This is a genomic window from Pseudoalteromonas sp. NC201, assembly GCF_002850255.1.
Classification (GTDB): Bacteria; Pseudomonadota; Gammaproteobacteria; order Enterobacterales; family Alteromonadaceae; genus Pseudoalteromonas.
Map to the genome: position 1 here is coordinate 2,958,646 of NZ_CP022522.1, position 17,726 is coordinate 2,976,371.

At 43.6% G+C, this 17,726-nt stretch carries 17 protein-coding genes; 8 read left to right on the forward strand and 9 right to left on the reverse strand.

Features of this window, described 5'->3' with window-relative positions; all coding sequences use genetic code 11:
• Positions 1 to 77: 77 nt before the first annotated feature.
• Both PNC201_RS12800 and PNC201_RS12805 read left to right on the forward strand, forming a co-directional pair.
• Entirely contained in the window at positions 78 to 1,139 is a 1,062-nt protein-coding gene (locus PNC201_RS12800) for an endonuclease/exonuclease/phosphatase family protein (protein ID WP_010606244.1), read from the forward strand.
• A 129-nt stretch (positions 1,140 to 1,268) separates the two neighbouring features.
• Positions 1,269 to 1,448: a hypothetical protein gene (locus PNC201_RS12805; RefSeq protein ID WP_199539707.1), complete on the forward strand. Its 180-nt coding sequence runs from the start codon at positions 1,269 to 1,271 to the stop codon at positions 1,446 to 1,448.
• Positions 1,449 to 1,741: 293 nt separating this feature from the next.
• On the opposite strand, the gene PNC201_RS12810 is transcribed toward PNC201_RS12805, so the two are convergent.
• The 4 genes from PNC201_RS12810 to PNC201_RS12820 all read right to left on the reverse strand — a co-directional run bounded on the left by PNC201_RS12810 (position 1,742) and on the right by PNC201_RS12820 (position 5,732).
• A complete protein-coding gene (locus tag PNC201_RS12810; RefSeq protein WP_102057279.1) occupies positions 1,742 to 3,610 on the reverse strand; it encodes a DUF885 domain-containing protein in 1,869 nt (622 codons plus the stop codon).
• 255 nt (positions 3,611 to 3,865) lie between these two features.
• Positions 3,866 to 4,552: a transposase gene (locus tag PNC201_RS12815; RefSeq protein WP_102057280.1), complete on the reverse strand. Its 687-nt coding sequence runs from the start codon at positions 4,550 to 4,552 to the stop codon at positions 3,866 to 3,868.
• Positions 4,553 to 4,962: 410 nt separating this feature from the next.
• Positions 4,963 to 5,136 carry a hypothetical protein gene (locus tag PNC201_RS23265; RefSeq protein ID WP_157782802.1) on the reverse strand — a complete coding sequence of 58 codons (174 nt, stop codon included), beginning with the start codon at positions 5,134 to 5,136 and terminating at the stop codon, positions 4,963 to 4,965.
• Positions 5,137 to 5,267: 131 nt separating this feature from the next.
• Positions 5,268 to 5,732 (reverse strand): CreA family protein, encoded by a 465-nt coding sequence (locus PNC201_RS12820; RefSeq protein ID WP_102057281.1) that lies wholly within the window; start codon positions 5,730 to 5,732, stop codon positions 5,268 to 5,270.
• A 339-nt stretch (positions 5,733 to 6,071) separates the two neighbouring features.
• Here PNC201_RS12820 and PNC201_RS12825 point away from each other — a divergent pair, with 339 nt between their 5' ends.
• The 3 genes from PNC201_RS12825 (at position 6,072) to PNC201_RS12835 (ending at position 11,181) form a co-directional block, all read left to right on the forward strand.
• A complete protein-coding gene (locus tag PNC201_RS12825; RefSeq protein WP_102057282.1) occupies positions 6,072 to 8,519 on the forward strand; it encodes a TonB-dependent receptor in 2,448 nt (815 codons plus the stop codon).
• Positions 8,520 to 8,573: 54 nt separating this feature from the next.
• Positions 8,574 to 10,058 (forward strand): tetratricopeptide repeat-containing sulfotransferase family protein, encoded by a 1,485-nt coding sequence (locus tag PNC201_RS12830; protein ID WP_102057283.1) that lies wholly within the window; start codon positions 8,574 to 8,576, stop codon positions 10,056 to 10,058.
• Between the two features lie 64 nt (positions 10,059 to 10,122).
• Positions 10,123 to 11,181 carry a hypothetical protein gene (locus tag PNC201_RS12835; protein WP_102057284.1) on the forward strand — a complete coding sequence of 353 codons (1,059 nt, stop codon included), beginning with the start codon at positions 10,123 to 10,125 and terminating at the stop codon, positions 11,179 to 11,181.
• A 6-nt stretch (positions 11,182 to 11,187) separates the two neighbouring features.
• On the opposite strand, the gene PNC201_RS12840 is transcribed toward PNC201_RS12835, so the two are convergent.
• A complete protein-coding gene (locus PNC201_RS12840) occupies positions 11,188 to 11,769 on the reverse strand; it encodes a YqaA family protein (RefSeq protein WP_102057285.1) in 582 nt (193 codons plus the stop codon).
• Between the two features lie 156 nt (positions 11,770 to 11,925).
• On the opposite strand from PNC201_RS12840, the gene PNC201_RS12845 reads away from it, so the two are divergent.
• Positions 11,926 to 12,522, forward strand: coding sequence for an acyl carrier protein phosphodiesterase (locus PNC201_RS12845; RefSeq protein WP_102057286.1), 597 nt, complete (start codon positions 11,926 to 11,928; stop codon positions 12,520 to 12,522).
• Positions 12,523 to 12,695: 173 nt separating this feature from the next.
• Here PNC201_RS12845 and PNC201_RS12850 read toward each other — a convergent pair whose 3' ends face one another.
• The gene (locus PNC201_RS12850) at positions 12,696 to 14,141 is read right to left on the reverse strand and encodes a serine hydrolase domain-containing protein (RefSeq protein ID WP_102057287.1); all 1,446 of its coding nucleotides are present in this window, start codon (positions 14,139 to 14,141) and stop codon (positions 12,696 to 12,698) included.
• A gap of 104 nt (positions 14,142 to 14,245) precedes the next feature.
• A complete protein-coding gene (locus PNC201_RS12855) occupies positions 14,246 to 14,629 on the reverse strand; it encodes a rhodanese-like domain-containing protein (RefSeq protein ID WP_010606234.1) in 384 nt (127 codons plus the stop codon).
• Positions 14,630 to 14,861: 232 nt separating this feature from the next.
• Here PNC201_RS12855 and PNC201_RS12860 point away from each other — a divergent pair, with 232 nt between their 5' ends.
• Positions 14,862 to 15,743 (forward strand): LysR family transcriptional regulator, encoded by an 882-nt coding sequence (locus tag PNC201_RS12860; RefSeq protein ID WP_102057288.1) that lies wholly within the window; start codon positions 14,862 to 14,864, stop codon positions 15,741 to 15,743.
• On the opposite strand, the gene PNC201_RS12865 is transcribed toward PNC201_RS12860, so the two are convergent.
• Entirely contained in the window at positions 15,721 to 16,107 is a 387-nt protein-coding gene (locus PNC201_RS12865) for an MmcQ/YjbR family DNA-binding protein (protein WP_010606232.1), read from the reverse strand. The genes PNC201_RS12860 and PNC201_RS12865 overlap by 23 nt on opposite strands.
• Before the next feature lie 132 nt (positions 16,108 to 16,239).
• On the reverse strand, positions 16,240 to 17,250 hold the full coding sequence (locus tag PNC201_RS12870) for a hypothetical protein (protein ID WP_102057289.1): 1,011 nt from the start codon (positions 17,248 to 17,250) through the stop codon (positions 16,240 to 16,242).
• 155 nt (positions 17,251 to 17,405) lie between these two features.
• Here PNC201_RS12870 and PNC201_RS12875 point away from each other — a divergent pair, with 155 nt between their 5' ends.
• Positions 17,406 to 17,723 carry a hypothetical protein gene (locus tag PNC201_RS12875; RefSeq protein WP_010606230.1) on the forward strand — a complete coding sequence of 106 codons (318 nt, stop codon included), beginning with the start codon at positions 17,406 to 17,408 and terminating at the stop codon, positions 17,721 to 17,723.
• Positions 17,724 to 17,726 lie beyond the last annotated feature (3 nt).

Genomic DNA, 17,726 nt, shown 5'->3' on the forward strand with positions numbered 1-17,726 from the left:
AGACCCGATGCTATTCACAGCGATTTCAGCTAACATGAAATATACTTCTTAAATTCATCTATTTGCTGAGGAATTTCATGACTTGGGTTATCGTCGCGCTGTGTGGTTTTATCCTACTAGCTACGCTATTGCCACTTGCTAAACATCCGCATTGGAGTGTGAGAGCAATGGAGTTCCCGCGGCTTCAGCTCGTTGTTATTACCGCATTTACGCTACTGCTGTCCATTTTCTATCTTAATCTTCAAAGTGTAGCCGCGCTTGCTGCCATTTCTCTATTAGGTTGTTTAAGTTTTCAACTGTGGTGGATTTTACCCTACACCCCGCTTTGGCCTGTCGAGGTAAAAAAAGCGACAACCAATACTCACACAATTAGTTTGATCACCGCCAATGTACTGCAAACCAATCGACAGTTTAATTTGCTGCTGGAGCAAGTCCGGGTACATCAACCTGATATTTTAGTCACGTTAGAAAGTGATGAGATATGGGAGCAACAATTAGACTCATTGCTGGACATACTGCCCTACAGCGTTAAATGTCCACAATCCAATTTATACGGCATGCACGTTTATTCTCGCTACCCGCTAGACGAGGCAAAATGTGAGTATATCGTTGAAGAAGGCGTACCTTCGATACATGCAAAACTCAGGATCGCTCCCCATATCATGCTCCAAACCCATTTTTTGCATCCGGCACCGCCAAGCCCCACCGAAAACGAAACGGCCATTGAGCGAGATGCGGAATTGGTGGTTGTCGCTAAACGCGTCATAAATGAGCCTCTGCCCACCATTGTCACTGGCGATCTCAATGATGTTGCTTGGTCACCAACCACGAGGTTATTTAGGAAAATAAGTGGGCTTCTTGATCCGAGAGTTGGCCGAGGCATGTTTAACACTTTTCATGCACAGTACCCGTTTGCACGTTGGCCGCTGGATCATTTGTTTTCGAGTCACCATTTCACAGTGATCGATATTAAAAGGCTCAACAACATAGGGTCAGATCACTTTGCGCTTTATGCAAAACTCGCTTATCAACCGGTCAAAAATGAAGATGAAGCAGGACTTGAGCTGAAAAAGAAAGATATACATCGCAGCAAAGAAATTATTGAAAATGCCGTGGCAAAGCCGAATTGCAAATTATGATAACCTGAGGTTTGGATAAGGAATGAGCTAGCTCATTGTTTTTTAATCACCTTAAACTATCTTCTTATCTAGCCAGAGAGTTTTGGGGATAACTAGGCGAATTTACGCACCAATAGCAGGCTATTGGAAGTGAATTCAACGCAGTTAGCGCTAAAACTGGCTGCTAGAAAGGCATTAATTATCCGAAGCTCAGGTTATGATAGCGAATTTAAGTACGGTAAGTGTGAACAAGTGCTAGGGCCTGTTGATCTTTCAAGTTTGTTTTTGCAGCAGTTTGATTGGTATTTATACAAGGCAGAGCCAGCGTAGCATAGTCATTCTATGTAAGTCTGGCGATAAAGACTTTGTGCTCCTGCAAAGTCACCTTACCCCACATCCTTGTGGGGCAACACAGAAGAAATGCTAATCAAGCGCTGCGCTTTGTTCATTGTTGCTCAACTTTTGCCTAGATTACTAGGCGGCAAGTCGAGCGTCGCGACCAAAACACACTCAGAAGAACAAAAATCAAACAGCAAAGGGCAACAGGCCCTAGAAATAGCGGTTTTAAAATAACGTCAACTTGAAGCCAGCATCGTTCACTGACTTCAAGCCGAAAAGTGTATTTACGACTTCAGAGAATTAATCCAAGTCTTGATATCTTCTTCAACAAGCGCCATTGGCCTTGCGCCCTTTAGCAACACCACGTCGTGGAATGCTTTAATATCAAACTTATCGCCCAGTTGCTGTTTAGCATGCTCTCTAAGTTCAACCAATTTAAGCATACCTAACTTATAACCAAGCGCTTGTCCTGGCCAAGCGATATAACGGTCGATAGCCGATACCACATCGCTCATCGCCGTACCAGTTGCATCAGCAAAATACGTGATCGCTTGGTCGCGTGTCCACTTTTTATAATGTAGGCCCGTATCAACCACCAATCGAGCCGCACGATATGCCTCAGCTTGCAGACGACCTAAGTCTCCAAATGGGTCGTCCTTATACATCCCCATTTCGTATGCCAATAGCTCTGAATACAGCGCCCAGCCCTCAACATAGCCATTAAATGAGGCATTTTGACGCATCAAACCGATTTCTGTTTGCAACATATTAAGCGCAATTTGGAAGTGGTGACCAGGAACAGCCTCATGATACGTTAAGGTTTTCATGCCAAAGCTTGGTACTGCTTTCATGTCTTTTAGGTTGATTGAAAATACCCCTGGGCGACTGCCATCAAGCGATGGACCGTTGTAGTAACCACCTGGTGCCCCTGCTTCCACGGCTTTTGGTATACGTTTAACTTCAACAGGTTGTGGTGGAATAGTAGAAAAATAATCTGGCGCTTTTTGTAAAATTGTCCCTATTTCACCACGCAAGAACGATAATAACGCTTCACGACCTTCGCCAGAATCCGCATATAAGAATCTCGACTCTTCATTGAGCTGCTTCATCCGGTCACCAACAGTACCTTGTGAATAGCCATTTTGCTTAAGGATTTCGTCCATGCGCTTTGAAATACGCTCCACCTCAGCAAGGCCAATTTGGTGGATCTCTTCCGCGCTCATATCAGAATCCGCCAAATAGGTGATTTCATGCTGGTAGAAAGATTCGCCATTTGGTTGGGCCCAAATACCGACATTTTCAGGCGCTTTGCTCTCTAGCGCGTGCATAATCGCAGACACATTTTTAAACTCAGGATAAAGCTTTTGCTCAACTATTTGTGTTGCCTGTGCAACATAATCAGCGGCGGCTTTATCCGTAATACCATCAATATTCGCAAGTTTATCTTTAAACGACGCAACCAAAGGATGTTCTGTACCACTTGGCGCCGTGAAGTTATCTAAATAACCTAGCGTGTTTGGAAATAATACTTTTGGTAAAATTACGCCTTTATTGGCATCCGCTTTTACCTTGCTTGCAACTTGCTTCGTGACTTCAACAAAGGCATTTAGGCGCGCAACATAGTCTTTTGCATCTTGCTCACTTTCAATTCCATGCTGATCTTTTAGCACATTAGGAATATCCAACAATGGGCCAGACAACTGGTTAACAATGTATGGCAGGTGTCCGCCCCAAGTATCAATATAACCTGCAGAGAAGCCTTTATCGCCGGCATAATAACGGGCAATAACTTCATTTACTTTAAGGTGCAACAAGTCATCAGAGTTCGCCACGCCCGATTGTAATTGTTTTAATTTATCTGCGGCTGCGTTCATATCCACCTGTAGCGCCTGCATACCGACAACCGAGTAATCTGGCAGTCTATTGGCGTAGTGACCATATTCACTGCTTGATAATTTGAGCGAAGTGGCAAGTGCGGGTTCGTGGTTAATAAACTGCTTGGTGTACTGTTCTACGACTTTGTCGATTTCTGCACGAGAGAGAGTTGATTCAGTGGTTTTAGCAACAGATGTAGTTTCTGTTTTTGGCTTGTCTTGAGCACATCCGCTCAAACCTAGCACAACAGAGAGTGCTACCAAGCTTATTTTATTCATTATTACGCCGCTCCATTAAGGTTGTTGTCAAAGCTAAAATACCAGTGCAGATCTGGCTGCTGATGGAATAGTCATACCAATTTGAAAAAGCAAATGGATATAAGCACTTTATTAAGAATATGAGACTGCAATAAAGTGCTCACGCTATTCTCATAGATGCAACTACAAGTAACATATTTGCGTTTTTGTTACAGCTATAAAAGACGGAAAATTGCGAATTAATTGACTTTTCCGAGCTTTTTCCAACAAACTAGCTTAGCTTTCGAGCACTAGGGGCTTTGGCGTATTAGCGCATTGCGACGGTAACTCAACGATAACGCGCTGCACGCGACCAGATGACTTGTCAAACACAAAGCAAGCATGTGGCCTTTGCTCTAACTGTAAGCTGATGGTGATACTCAAACTTTTGGGTAAAGCTTGGGCTATGACATCTCTCGATGCTTCGGTAAAGAGTACAGATTCAGGGGTAAATTGATAAAACTGCCCAAACTGCAAATCACAGTGGTCGCCTTGCTGTAAGTCCTTTCTATATTCATATTGATAGAGCTTGCTGCCACAACCGGGGCCAAAATAACAGGTCGTCAATGCCGTAAAATTGTAGTCCCGCACTTGTGGAATAAAGCAGCGCTGAGTTCCCCGCTTTGGCGTTGGATGCCAAATCTGTGCACATACTTTAAAAAATGGTCGTTTATTTTCATAAAGTACATATAGATCATCATTGTCCACCATCCCTCGCGCATGATGTTGGTAATTACTACTACCCGCAACTCGTGCCGCGAGAAATTGCTTATTTTGCGATAGCCGATACAACATTTCAGCTAGCAGCCTCAATGTACTGTCATCCAAGCAAGCTGGACCTGTATATAAGCTAGAAACACAATTAACAAAGTCACTAAAGCTAATTGCCCCATGACTATAAAAGTTATCAAATTGGCGTGCCATATTTCTTCCTTGTTTGTAAGCGTTTTAGTCAGACGAATAGCGAGTGCGTCAGCTAAAATTCGAGTTTTTTTAAAACAGAAACTTGCAAATATCCGATTGCAAACTGCGCTGCTTTTTTCTTAGTCCCTAATTAAAGCTAATGCAGACTGAGGAGAACGCAACAAATTAATTACAATTTTGCTGGCAGCCTAGCTAAGACTATTAATGAGATGAGTCAGAGATGGCGGTTTAGAGCTTATACGCTATACAGCGCGTAAGTGAAGCATGAATGTATGTCATAAAAACTTCATGCAAATTTATGCACTTAACACCACGCGCGACAGAGACTGAGCCGAGCGTAATATTTATATTATATTTTCATCGTTTCGAATGACATTAATCAGCAAAACAAGATAAATCACGGCCCAAATTTACTTAGATTTGGATTCAGAGATTACCTCGTCTTGGCTAAACATCTCAACCTGAGCAGCTTGAGATGAGATGCTATGAGCATCAGTTGTTAACGTTAAAATAACAAACAATACAGTCATCACTGCAAATGCAATATTGACCGTTTTCCCTAAAAAGCGTGTTTTTAACATCACGATTTCTCCTAAACTTATCACTACTAAGCTTAGTCGAAATCGTGAGCAAAAAGGTTTAATTCAAACAAAAAAATAACTCATTAAATGCAATTATCGAAGCGTGTGGGTTTATGTGCTAGCGAACATTCGAGTTAATTGGTTTTATCGCCTTGATAAGCCTGAGTTCCCCATAGTGGCACAGTTGATAAGCTATGCTTAAAACTGCCAGAGGTTTCCTTGGTGGTATAGGCTAAGTACATTAAAGTTTGATTTTTTGCATCAAAGATCCTTCTCACTTTCATTGCTTTAAAAAACACACTTTTTGATTTTTTGAACACCACTTCACCAGAATCGCTTTTGTCTATATTTGCTAGCATTGCCGGTGTTATTTCGCTCGTTTGACGACAAGAAATAGAGCTATCGCTAGGATCTGAAAAACTCAAGTTATCTTCAACACTCGCGACATGGCAGGTCACGCCCGTTACAACAGGGTCAACCATAGAGTCTAGTTTTATATCTTTGAGCGTAAATAGACCAAGAGATACATCACCAACTTCACTGTCAGAGCAACCGAGTAACGAACAAGATGCCAACAATGCAAACATCAGCTTTTTCATTGTTTTTCCTTAATATTATCGATGTATAAAAGAAGTATACGGAGCTAATACTCTAAGCTATTTAAAAATTTTCGCAAATAGCCGTCTTCCATAAAGAAATAACCATTCAAAAAATCAAAATAATTATTCACAAAATACGAATAAGCATGTTAGCATGCGCCGCAGTTTCAGGGTGGTTAAATTACCTAAAGTAAATACAAAGTATTGCCCGTCTATTTACCGCCAGCTGTATGAAATTTTCTCTAAACTCGGGACTAAAATGTGCTACCTGCATACTTACCCATTTATAAATATTGAAATTTCGTCACGTTTAATTCTAAATTTGAGGTTCCACCATTTATGAGTAAGCTCCATCCAAGCTTAGTCGCACTAGCTGTTAGTTCGAGTTTTTTTGTTGTTAATCAATCACAAGCAGAAGAAAGTAAGGCTCAAGAAAAGTCAATTGAGCGAATTCAAGTAACAGCAACTCGACGCGCAGGCACAGTTCAAGAAGCGCCATTAAACATTACCGCCGTCGACAGCGATGTAATGAGCGACCAAAATATTGGCGACCTTGAAGACGTAGCAAGATGGGTCCCAGGTTTGACAATCACAGAACAAGGTGGCCGTGAAGGTTCACCTATTATTGTTCGTGGTTTGAATACTAATTCGTCAGAACGTGCCTCTGACTCGGGAACCGTGGCAACTTACCTCGGCGAAATCCCAATCAATGTGGATTTGCGACTAACCGATATCGAACGTGTTGAAGTCTTGATTGGCCCACAAGGTACGCTTTACGGTGCAGGCACGCTAGGTGGTGCGATTAGAACCATGCTTAAAGCACCAGTGCTTGACGTTATTGAGGGTAAACTAAGTGGTGATTTATTCAGTATCAATGATAGTGACAGCCATGGTCATGAAGTGGGTGCTGTCTTCAATATGCCTGTAGTGATGGATGAATTAGCCGTTCGTGCAAGTATTAACCGCTATCACAACCCCGGCTTTATGGATTACAGTTATGTGGTTAAGCAAGCTGGCGTTTCAAACCCAGATCCTGATTGGTCCAATGCTGAGGATGTAAAAGCAAACATCAACGCAGTTGCGGATGCAAATGATGAGACCATTACGACCACACGGGTTTCTCTACGTTGGTTGGTGAGTGAGAATATCGATACCACGCTGAACTATTTTCACCAGAAGCAAGAAAATGGCGCTAACTCAATTTCACAATATCAAAGCCTTGCAGCACAGCACTCGCTTGCCGATACGATCAAACCATACGAGTCAGCCTATCGCGTGCTTGAACCTAACGAACAAGAAGACGACCTGCTTAGCCTTGAAATCAACGCCGATTTAGAGTTTGCTGATTTAGTTTCGGCATCCGGTTGGTCAAGTAAAGAACAACAAGGCCAACGAGATCAAACCGATCTACTTTATGATATTTGGCCGGGTTATGCGGATTTTCCTAGTTTCACCGCGTTGACCAAAGACACCACAGATCAAGACACTTTTACCCAAGAGATCCGTTTAGTCTCTAAAGGGGATGACGCGCTAAATTGGATTGCTGGGGTATATTACAGTAAACAAGAAATTAGCTCGGACGATAGAGAGTACACGCCAGGACTCACGGCGTTTTGGGGCGATGAAATCGACAATATTGAGCAAGACCTTGAGTATATTGCACTTACCAATGCCACCAGCAAAGAGTCTGCATTGTTTGGCGAAATCGGCTACGCATTTTCAGATGATTTTAATATCACAGTGGGCGCTCGTTTCTATCGCTATGATGTTAAAACTGAGTCAGCGGCTGAAACCCCGCTCTATTCTGGGGGCCTGCCAAGCCTCGAACAAATTTCATTTGAACAAGTCAGTGCCAAAGACAATGGTAGTTTGTTTAAGTTTAATGCCAATTACACTTGGCAAGATGGACTGCTGACGTACTTCACTGTCAGTGAAGGATTTAGGTTAGGCGGTGGCAACGGTTTGGAGTCCTGTCCAGAAACACTACCAGAGCAACAGATCATCTGTGCACTGCCGCATGAGCTTAGCTATAAACCAGATACCACCACTAACTATGAGCTGGGATTAAAATCTACATGGCTGAATAACAAGCTGCATTTCAATGCCGCATTATTCAGTGTTGATTGGGAAGATGCACAGATCTCATCCGTGACGGTAAACGGTCAAGAGATCATTACCTCTAATGCTGGATCTGCGAACTCTAGTGGGATTGAGTTGTCAACCCGGGCTATGTTGAACGACCAGTGGACGGTGTATGCAACCTATTCTTATGCAAAAGCACAGCTAACTGATGATGCACCAGCCCTGTTTGCGGTATTCAAAGAAGGTGACTATAGCGCAGAAGAAATTGCGCTTTACCAGCCGTACTATGACGGTACAGATGGCGACCGCCTACCTGGCGCGCCAAAACAGCAGTTTTCATTCGGCTTAAGCTACGAGCAGGAAGTGTTCGACGACAAAATGCTTAACGTTAATTATGGGGTCACCGCGCAGAGTGACGTATACACGAAAGTCGGACTCAAAGCTGACGGAGAGGTATTGCCAGGATTTGCCTTGTCTAACCTCAGTGCTAAGCTTTCAAGCGAGCAATGGGCCGTCACTTTTTATGTCGACAACCTGTTTGACAAATTTGCTTTCACCTCGGTAAGACGCGACAAGTCTTGGGCTGGTGAAGCTAAATTCGCGGCGTTAAACAAAGCCTTGCCTGAGCAGCAGCGAGTGTACGGACACTATGTCACAACACCTCGTACCGTTGGGGTCAAGCTTAACTACCAGTTTGAGTTATAATCAGCAAAAAACTAAAATAGAGAGTGAAGTTACCTTCACTCTCTTTACGTTGCGATGACATCATACAATCAGATCCAAAGCTATATTCAACAGCGTCAATTTCAAGCGGCGCATCACGCATTAGTCGCTCGCATTAATACCAATGCCAACGATCACCACGCGTACGCCTTATTGGCCGAATTGAATATCGCTCTCGGTAATCTCAGCAAAGCACTAAAAATTTACGACAAGTGCCTAAGTTTATTTCCCTGCGCATTTTACTCATTGAGCGCTGCCAAACTTGCGCTTTTTACCCAAGCACCATTAGTGGCAAAGCGTTATATTCTGCATTTGCTAGGTAACACACAGTTGTCGGGATCTGAGCACGATACCCTCGCAAATATATTACTGAGATTAAATCAATATACTGGCGCTGGTTGGCATTTTAGCCATGCCTATACACGCTCACCACACTGTCCTGAAATCGCGCTCAACTATGCAATGCATTTAAAGATGTCTGGTGAATTAGCACAAGCGCGGACGCTGCTTGCCTCTTTAGTGCAAGCAAACCCAAGTAATGCAAAGTGCCAGTTAGCCTACTCAGAGCTTACTCCTGTAGAATTAGCATCGACTCGCATCGCTCAGTTAGCAACTGAAATAACAGCGCAAACTACACCACTTGCATTACAGCGGCTTCACCATGCACTGGCACTCGAATACGAAAAGCAGGAAAATTATCCCAAGGCATGGCAAAGCTTTGTGGCCAGTAAACAAGCGGTCAGTGCTGAGGTTTCCTATTCATCTAAACAAATGACTGGCTATTTTCAAGCACTTGGCAAACTTCTAGACAAGCCTATTGATTTTGCTCCAGAGCAAACGCTTGCACCTGTATTTATCATTGGGCTACCACGCTCAGGCACCAGTTTAATGGAGCAGATCTTAGCGCAATTGTCGCTACAACCGCTGGGAGAAACCAGTGTATTGCCCCAAGCACTTAGGTTTTCTCGTGACTACGACAGTAATATTCAATATATCAGCCACGCCTATAAAGAGGCTAACGCCATTGGGCAATACCGTCTCTTCACCGCGCAGTCCTTTGCTGGTGCTCAACGTTTTATAGACAAACAACCATTTCATTTTTTCTTTATCGATTTGCTTGCAAAGGCGTTTCCACGCGCGAAATTTGTCGTGATGAAACGAGACAGAACAGATACTTGTATCGCAAACTTTCGTCAATTATATCAAACGAATAGCCCCTTTCATGGCTACTCATACCGGATGCAAGATATTCAAGCTATGTATGATAATACTTATGCGTTTTTGCAAGATGCCGCACAAAAACATCCGACTCAAATTAAGTTTGTGAATTATGAATCGCTGGTAGAAATGCCTCAGGCTGTGATGAAGGAAGTCTGTCAATTTCTCGAGTTGGATTGGCAAGACAATGCACTTCACTTTTATAAGCAGGGTTATTACTCAGCGACAGCCAGCAAAATGCAGATCAGACAACCATTGAACAATGCAAGTGTGGGCAAATATCGAAATGTATACCCAATATAGGAATATTGCCCCATTGCAGTGATGATGCTAACGTTAAGCAAAAGGAATACAAAACGATAACGATATGAAGCAACTATTCCCTACTCTCTGTTTCGCAACACTTGTGGCTTGTACACCGGTCGAAATAACAAAAACCGAGCGAGCACTCACACAAGCTCAACAGCAAAGAGACATAGAAGCACAAGCACAGGCGCTCAAGACACTCAGTGAATACGACAGCGCCACATGGCAAAGCTTATATCAAAAAACACAAAATGCCTCAGCTTTACTACTAGACGCACAAATTGCTTATGAAAACGCTGATATCGTTACGGCTCAGATAAAAGCCGCGCAATCAAAAGCACTTAACAATTCAGTGCAAGCGGATACATTGCTGCGCACCTTATCTGCCGACTATCCTCTGACGGAGCTGATTAATACATTGGTAAAGTTACATTCTGCATCAAACCGGCATGAAATTGCACTCACGAGCTTCTTTAACCAACCTCCTAGTAAATGGAACATAATCGACGTCAATCAAAAATTGTCGCTGATCAACGCTCATATTCAAGCGATTCGAAAGCAGATTGCAGCTATTCCTGAAGGTAAAAAGCACAATGCAGTCTACCAAACTGTACTGACGGTGGCTGAATCTCAAATTGAACAACTAGGTAAGCAGGAAAGTTTGCTTTTGCGCAACCTTCAGCAGCAGTTAAGTACCATACATGCGGAGCAATTTATACAGCTTCATCACACAGTGACAGAGCAACTGAATAACTTTGAAGAACGAGTAGTAGCCTCAATGATCCGCCAAGATCAAAATAAATTAATTGAGACAATGCAGCACCAAAGTGAGCTGCTGTACAACATTGATCTCATGTTAAAGCAGACAGGCTCTGCAAGACATGCTGAGTTTGAGCTTTTTTACCTTGCTTATATTCAATTGCTGAATAAGTCCAAAGATTACAGAGGGTATGCTCGACAAGGGAAAGCAGCCCTCGCATTATTTGAGCGCGCCGGAGCCCCTAATAACTTTTATCAACAGTATCAAATGCTGGTGTCAGAGCCACTAACACTGAGCGATGATTTACTCGCTTTTGCACGCTCACAAAATGAATCAAAATTTTTGTATAGAAAATACTAGGCCCTACTAGCGACTAGTTATCCACCATGCGAGCAGCACAATTGCCGTTGTGAGAATAACGGCTTTTATTTTATGTTGTTTAATTAGCTTTTCAGCCTGATCACCAGCAAAGTAAACGACCGCCGCCAAGCCAAAATAACGTAGTGAACGGGCAATACAAGTTGCAATTAGAAATTGTAATAGTGAAAACTTTGTGGCGCCAGCTGCTAACATGGCAATCTGAAAAGGTACTGGCGCAATACCTAAGGTCAACACAAACCAAAATCCCTGACTTTGCATCTGCGCTTTCACTTGCTCAAACTGAGACTGGCTCGACAGCAGCTCAATAGCGGAATCCCCCACTGCATCAAATAAATAGTAACCCAACGCATAACCAAATAAGGCACCAATCACACATCCAACCGTCGCCATTAGCGCAATTAGCCATAGTTTTTCTCGCCTTGCCTGCATTAGCGGCACCATCACAGCTTCAAGCGGAATAGGCACGATGGTTGACTCTAAAAAAGAGGCAACCGTGATCCCTTTGAGCATATTTTTTGATTCTACTAATCGCTTGGTCTTTTGCTTCAATTCAGCCGTTAGCGCCATCACACTTCCCCTGATGTTCTGAGTAATGGAGACAAGCATAGCCTAAGCTATGTTTCTCCTTCCTGAATTAAATGGTTATTCATATATGCTGGTATTTGTATGTGCGGACAAATGCGATACTCTGTTTTAGAGTGAATTATTGGGGGGGATGTTTCTGTGAATTATTTGGCGCATTTGTACTTTGCCAAACCAACTGCCGCATCGCACTTTGGCAACTTGCTCGGTGACTTTCAAAAAGGCGTGAATATACAAGTACTGCCCAAACCTGTGCAACTTGGTCTACAAACACATATGCAAGTCGATAAATTTACTGATAGCCACACGATAACAAAATCTGCTAAACAACTTTTTTCGCCCGCGCGTCGCCGCTTTGCAGGCATTGCACTGGATGTGTTATATGACCACTTTTTGATTAAGCACTGGCAGCAATATCACAGCACCTCGCTTGATGACTTTAAACGTCAGAGCTTTTCATTGCTGCACGATAACTTGCACATCATGCCTGCGCACATGCAACGAGTCGTTAGCGCAATGACACAAAATGATTGGTTTGCCACCTATAAATCCGTAGCTGGTGTGGGTCATGCACTCGATAACATCGCCCAACGTATTCGTTTTCAAAACCAATTTTCAGGCACTGAAGTGGATATAAAAGAGCACTACCACCAGCTTGAATCTGGATTTCAAACCTTTTTTCCGCAGTTGGTTGAGCACATAAGGCAGCAATCCATAGAGCACCAGAAAATAGAGTAAACTGTCGCCGTGTTACTCAATACCAACTCGATTGCAAGGTTGCCAGGAAGGGCTGCCCCACGCTGGACACCTGTTCTTTGGCTGCTATCTAACCAGTCAAAACGGTACATAAACGCTAGGTGTATTTTATACCAATACCAGAGACAGACTACTCGTTGACGTGAAGTTTCCGATTAAATCCGCTCAAAACGATATAGGCCTCGCCAAATCACCGCGCTGATCTCACCTTTATCATTCGTTTCAATGGTGACATCCGCCCCCCCTTCAAGCTCAATCAGAGTGTCTTCCTCTGTAGCAACAAACGCCATCAGGTTGTCACGGGCCATATCTAAGACGTTAAATCGCGTCCCCTCTCGGGTGATTTTCATTTTAAACTGATGATCTTTCTCATAAGCATACAGACCTTCCAATTGCTTTGCGCGTGCCTCAGGTAATGTAATCGCGGTTATCTTTTTACTGCGTATAAAATTCCAGCCGTAATGTTCGCTGATGGCAATGCGAAGCTCACCAAATACGGTACTCGCTGAGTCGCCATTGGACATCAACACCATACCCTCATCTTTTTCCACAAATGCTTCAAAACGATTGCTAAAGCCTTTATTTTTACCACCATGGGTGAAAACAAGCCCTTGCTCTCGCTGTTCAAGCTCTGGTCCCAAGCCCCATACGTCATGATGAACTTCAAGCATTTGCTTCGCCAGCTCTGGTGTGATGGGCCCCACGGTATTGCCTGCATACGCTTGTTGTACGGCCATAATATATTTAGCGAGATCCACCGGAGTGGTCCAAAGACCAGCTGCGGCTTGTTCTGGATAAACATGCCAGTCCCCTTCGACTTGCTCGCCTTTATCGTCAAACGCAGCACTGGCTTTTGACCATAAAGTTTTCGGTAGTGGTTGCGCATAGGTACTGTTGTGCATCCCTAGCGGAGTTAAAATTGCCTGTTGGACATACTCTTCAAATGGCATTTTTGTCACATCTGCCACGAGCAATTCCATTACCGTGTAGCCACCGCCAGAATAGCGCCAAGCTTTATCAGGCAAAGTGTCAACCGTCACTAAGTCGGTATTGCCTTTACCCATTAAGACTTCAACATCAGTTGGAATTTTACTGCCACGCACATAGCCCGGAAAACCATGTTGAGTGAGCCCCGAGGTGTGAGTCATTAACTGTCTCAAAGTAACAGGATTGGCTTTGGTAAATTCGTTCGTTGGTACTTTCCAAGAGGTGAGATATTGATTAACGTCAGCATCTAAATCGACTTTACCATCTTGTGCTAGCTTTAATACCGCAAGCGCTGCAACGGGCTTACTTATTGACCCTGCCTGAAACAGCGTTTCAGTGGTCACTTTTCGATTTTGCTTTTTATCTGCAATGCCAAAACCCTCAGCCCACACCACTTTACCATCTTTGATCACGGCAAGGCTTAAGCCCGGCAAATGCGTTTCTTGAAGACGCGTCTGCAAATCTACAGGTTGGTATTTTTGGCCTTCTAACTGAACTCTAGGTAAAAGATTTTGTGCAACTTGTTGAACTTGATGTTGGGCCGAGTCAGTGGCGAAGGATGTCTGACTTAGCAAAGACGAGCAAAATATGGCGCAGTACAATAGTTTCGACATGATATTTCCCTTGTTATTATCGTTATTCACTCACTTTACACATTGATAAATGTGCCGTGAATGAATAACAGTATAATCATGAGATAAAGAAAAATGCACCTAAATCAACTTTGTGCCTGAGACACTCGGCGATTAACGGGGTAACGCTCAAAATCCTCCCAGTAATGAATTCCACCTATCATCTCTTTTACTTGATAGCCCATTTTTGCAAGCTTATACGCGGCCTTTGTCGCGCCATTACACCCAGGACCCCAACAATAAACCACGATTGGTGTGACCTTGTCATACTTAGCCATCGTCAGTTCGCTTATGTCTGCGCTTGGCATATTAACTGCGCCTTGAGCATGACTTTTGGCAAAGGCTTCATTCGACCTGACATCAAATAGCACAAAATCCTGCTGCCCCGTTAACATCGCCTGATAAACATCAGCACAATCCGTTTCGCAAGCCAGCTTCATTGCAAAATACTGTGATACTTCTACTTTCATCTTCTAACTCCTATTTAAATACTCTGGGTCCTAAATAATCTGAGCTGCGGATAATTATTTAACCTGAGGTTTGGATAAGGAATGAGCTAGCTCAGGTTATTTAACCTCACCCGAGGTCAACTACGTTACGCACTTGATAGGCGTTAATGAATTCATATTTTTTGAAGGCGATGTTCATCATTTCAGAATAGGCAATCGCAGCAAGCTCATTTAAACTGGTGGTATTCAATACGTGATTGAGTTTAGTGCAATGGAGTTTTACCATTTAAGGTCGTTTGTTGCGGTTGCAGAGGCCCAAAATCTAACAGCAGCAGCGAAACGACTGTACACCACACCACCTGCTATCAGCGCCCATATCAAAGCGCTTGAGGAGGAACTCAATACCGTATTGTTTCATCGTTCTAGCAAAGGGATGCAGCTCACAGAACAAGGTAAGATCTTGCTAGACAAAGCTAAGTTAACGCTTGCAAGTGCAAATGATTTAATGCACACCGCATCGCAAGCCAAAACACTGCTCACAGGCGAGTTCAGACTTGGCTTGAACCACCCTATTGGCACCTCGAGCGAACTTGGCACACTAATAAAAACCCTCAACCAGCACTTTCCAAGTCTTTCTTTTTCGCTGGAATTACTCTCAAGTGGTGTCATCGTCGACAAACTCAGTGATGGGCTACTTGATGGTGGGGTTATTTATGGCGAAGTACCTGCACATTTTAGTGCGGTACCGCTCACAGAAGTTGCAGTTACCACCGCTTATCCTGCATCTTGGCCTACGCCATCACATAAAGCCGAATTGGCACAGATGACGTGGATACGTATGGGAAAAGGCTGCCCTTTTGATAAGCAACTTGATCAACAGCTAAGCGAAGTAAACGCGGTAAATATTAATGCTGCGGATGAGCGCTCCCGCTTGGCTTTAGTTAAGGCAGGACTCGGCGTGAGCTTTATTGAAGCCAACGCCATTGCAGATCAAGGAGCAGAGGTTGCCTTGTCTAGTTTGCTAGACTTTTCGCTCCCAGTACATTTTGTTGTGGCAAATCAAGCGCTCACAGAGCCTAAAGTGAACGCCGTGTACCAAGTGGTTTGTGCATCTATTGATGCTGCGCAAGGATAATCCCCTGCTGCTTTTTCGGCATTTTTTCGACTACAAGGCGAAATGAGTTATCCATCATCCGCTCAAGTTCTCCTGTAGGAATGGAGCCATCGAGCACCACCGTGTTCCACAGCTTTTTATTCATGTGGTAACCCGGTAACACCGCACTAAAAATGTCCCGCAGCGCTTGCGCTTCATCAGGATCGCATTTGAGATTTACGCGCCAATGGGGATGCTCGTCATCTTCTTTGCCCATTTTACCAAGCGCCAACGTCGCGAACATTTTGTCTTTCACTTTATATACATCAACGCCTTCACCAAAAGGTTGACTTACGCTGGTATAGGGTTTTGCAAGCAAGTAGTCGTGTACTTGTTGATGATCCATCTTATTCTTCTACCTTTAGATTAATCGTTGCCGCTTAGTAGTAAAGCATAATACCAAGCGGCGTAGTAGCATAAATTACTCAACCTGAGGTTTGAATAAGAAATACGCTAACTCATTGTTTTGAAGCTCAGGTTACTCAGGTTGTGGTGCCTGTCCTTGCCAACTCCAACTTGGAAATAGTTCGCCATTCACGACGGCATTATTACCAGAAAACAGCGAGTGCGGCCTTTCTTGCGTTACCCAATTTGTCGCAGAGGAGTGCTCCAACTCAAAAACCACGTTACCAAAGAAGCTGTAAGGCCCTGACAAAGTCGAGTTTCTATAAGCAGCAAACAAGGTTTGGCCGCCCATCATCAGTTCGCCAACACTACTTTGCTGGTCGATTTCGGCGGCGCCTTTACTCCAGATCATCAATAGATTTATATGCGACTGCCCATCTGCTAAAAAGTAGCCATTTCCAGCAACTTGTACTGCGTCGAACTGGTTCCCTTGGGTACTTCTAGCATTGGCGGTGTCAAACACATATGCTGTCATTGCCTGATTGCCGGCTACAAATTCAGCAAAAGCCCCCCCTGCTATTTTCACTTTAGCTTGGTTTAGATTACTTAAGTAAAGATTACTATTATCTGTCACGATATAGTGATATTCAGGCTCAGTGCCTTGCACTTGAGTCGCGACATTATCCAATCTTGCCATTCCCTGCGCCGTCACCGTTACGCTACTTTGCTGAGCGGTACTGACAAGCCCTAAGTTATTGAGCTTAGCCGAGCCAGACTCCACTAATATGGTCGGCTGTACGCCGCTTAGCGCCGCAGTGATAACATCTTGGGTATTATCAGACCCAGTAATGGTGATACCAGGTCTCGTGATCTTAATTGGGCCCTGACATTGTCCTTGAATAGCAAAGGTAATTTCATCGACAGGCCAACTTACTTGCTCAACGGCACGTTTCAGTAAGCTGGGGTTAGTATGACAGTTGATAGCAAAAGTATACGACCCACTGACGCTTTGTGATGCGACTTGCTTTGCCAAGACATACAGCCTTTTGACATCGCTGTCATTTGTATCCTTTGCAAAAACATGGGAAGCGCAGATAGCGGATGCAACCAAACTGGTTGCAAATATGCTTGTACTTAATTTCATTTCCTTATCCTTTACACGTTTAATCCTGCCAATTGCAGTACCCTAAATCCTAATACAGATCTAGATATAAAATGCACTGTATATTTAAACACTACTGACACTCCCTGACACAACATCGTGGTTTACTCTTTTTGAACTCAAAAAGGAGAAAGACCATGCAACAAAATGTCGTAGAGATTGTAAAATTTAAATTGGCTCTTGGTGCTACAGAGAGTGACATTATGGGTGTAAACCCAGCTTTTACCGAGTGGGTTGAACAGCAACCTGGGTTACTATATCGTTCGTTGACTAAAGACAGTCAGACTGACGAGTATTTAGATATTATTTATTGGCAATCGATGGAGCATGCTAAAGCGGTTTCGGCACAATTCCCAACAACCGAAGTATGCCAAAGATTAACGCAATACATAGACAGCGAGAGTGTCACCATTAGTCACAGTAATGTGCTCTCTCAAACCCCATGTAGCGGTTAATCA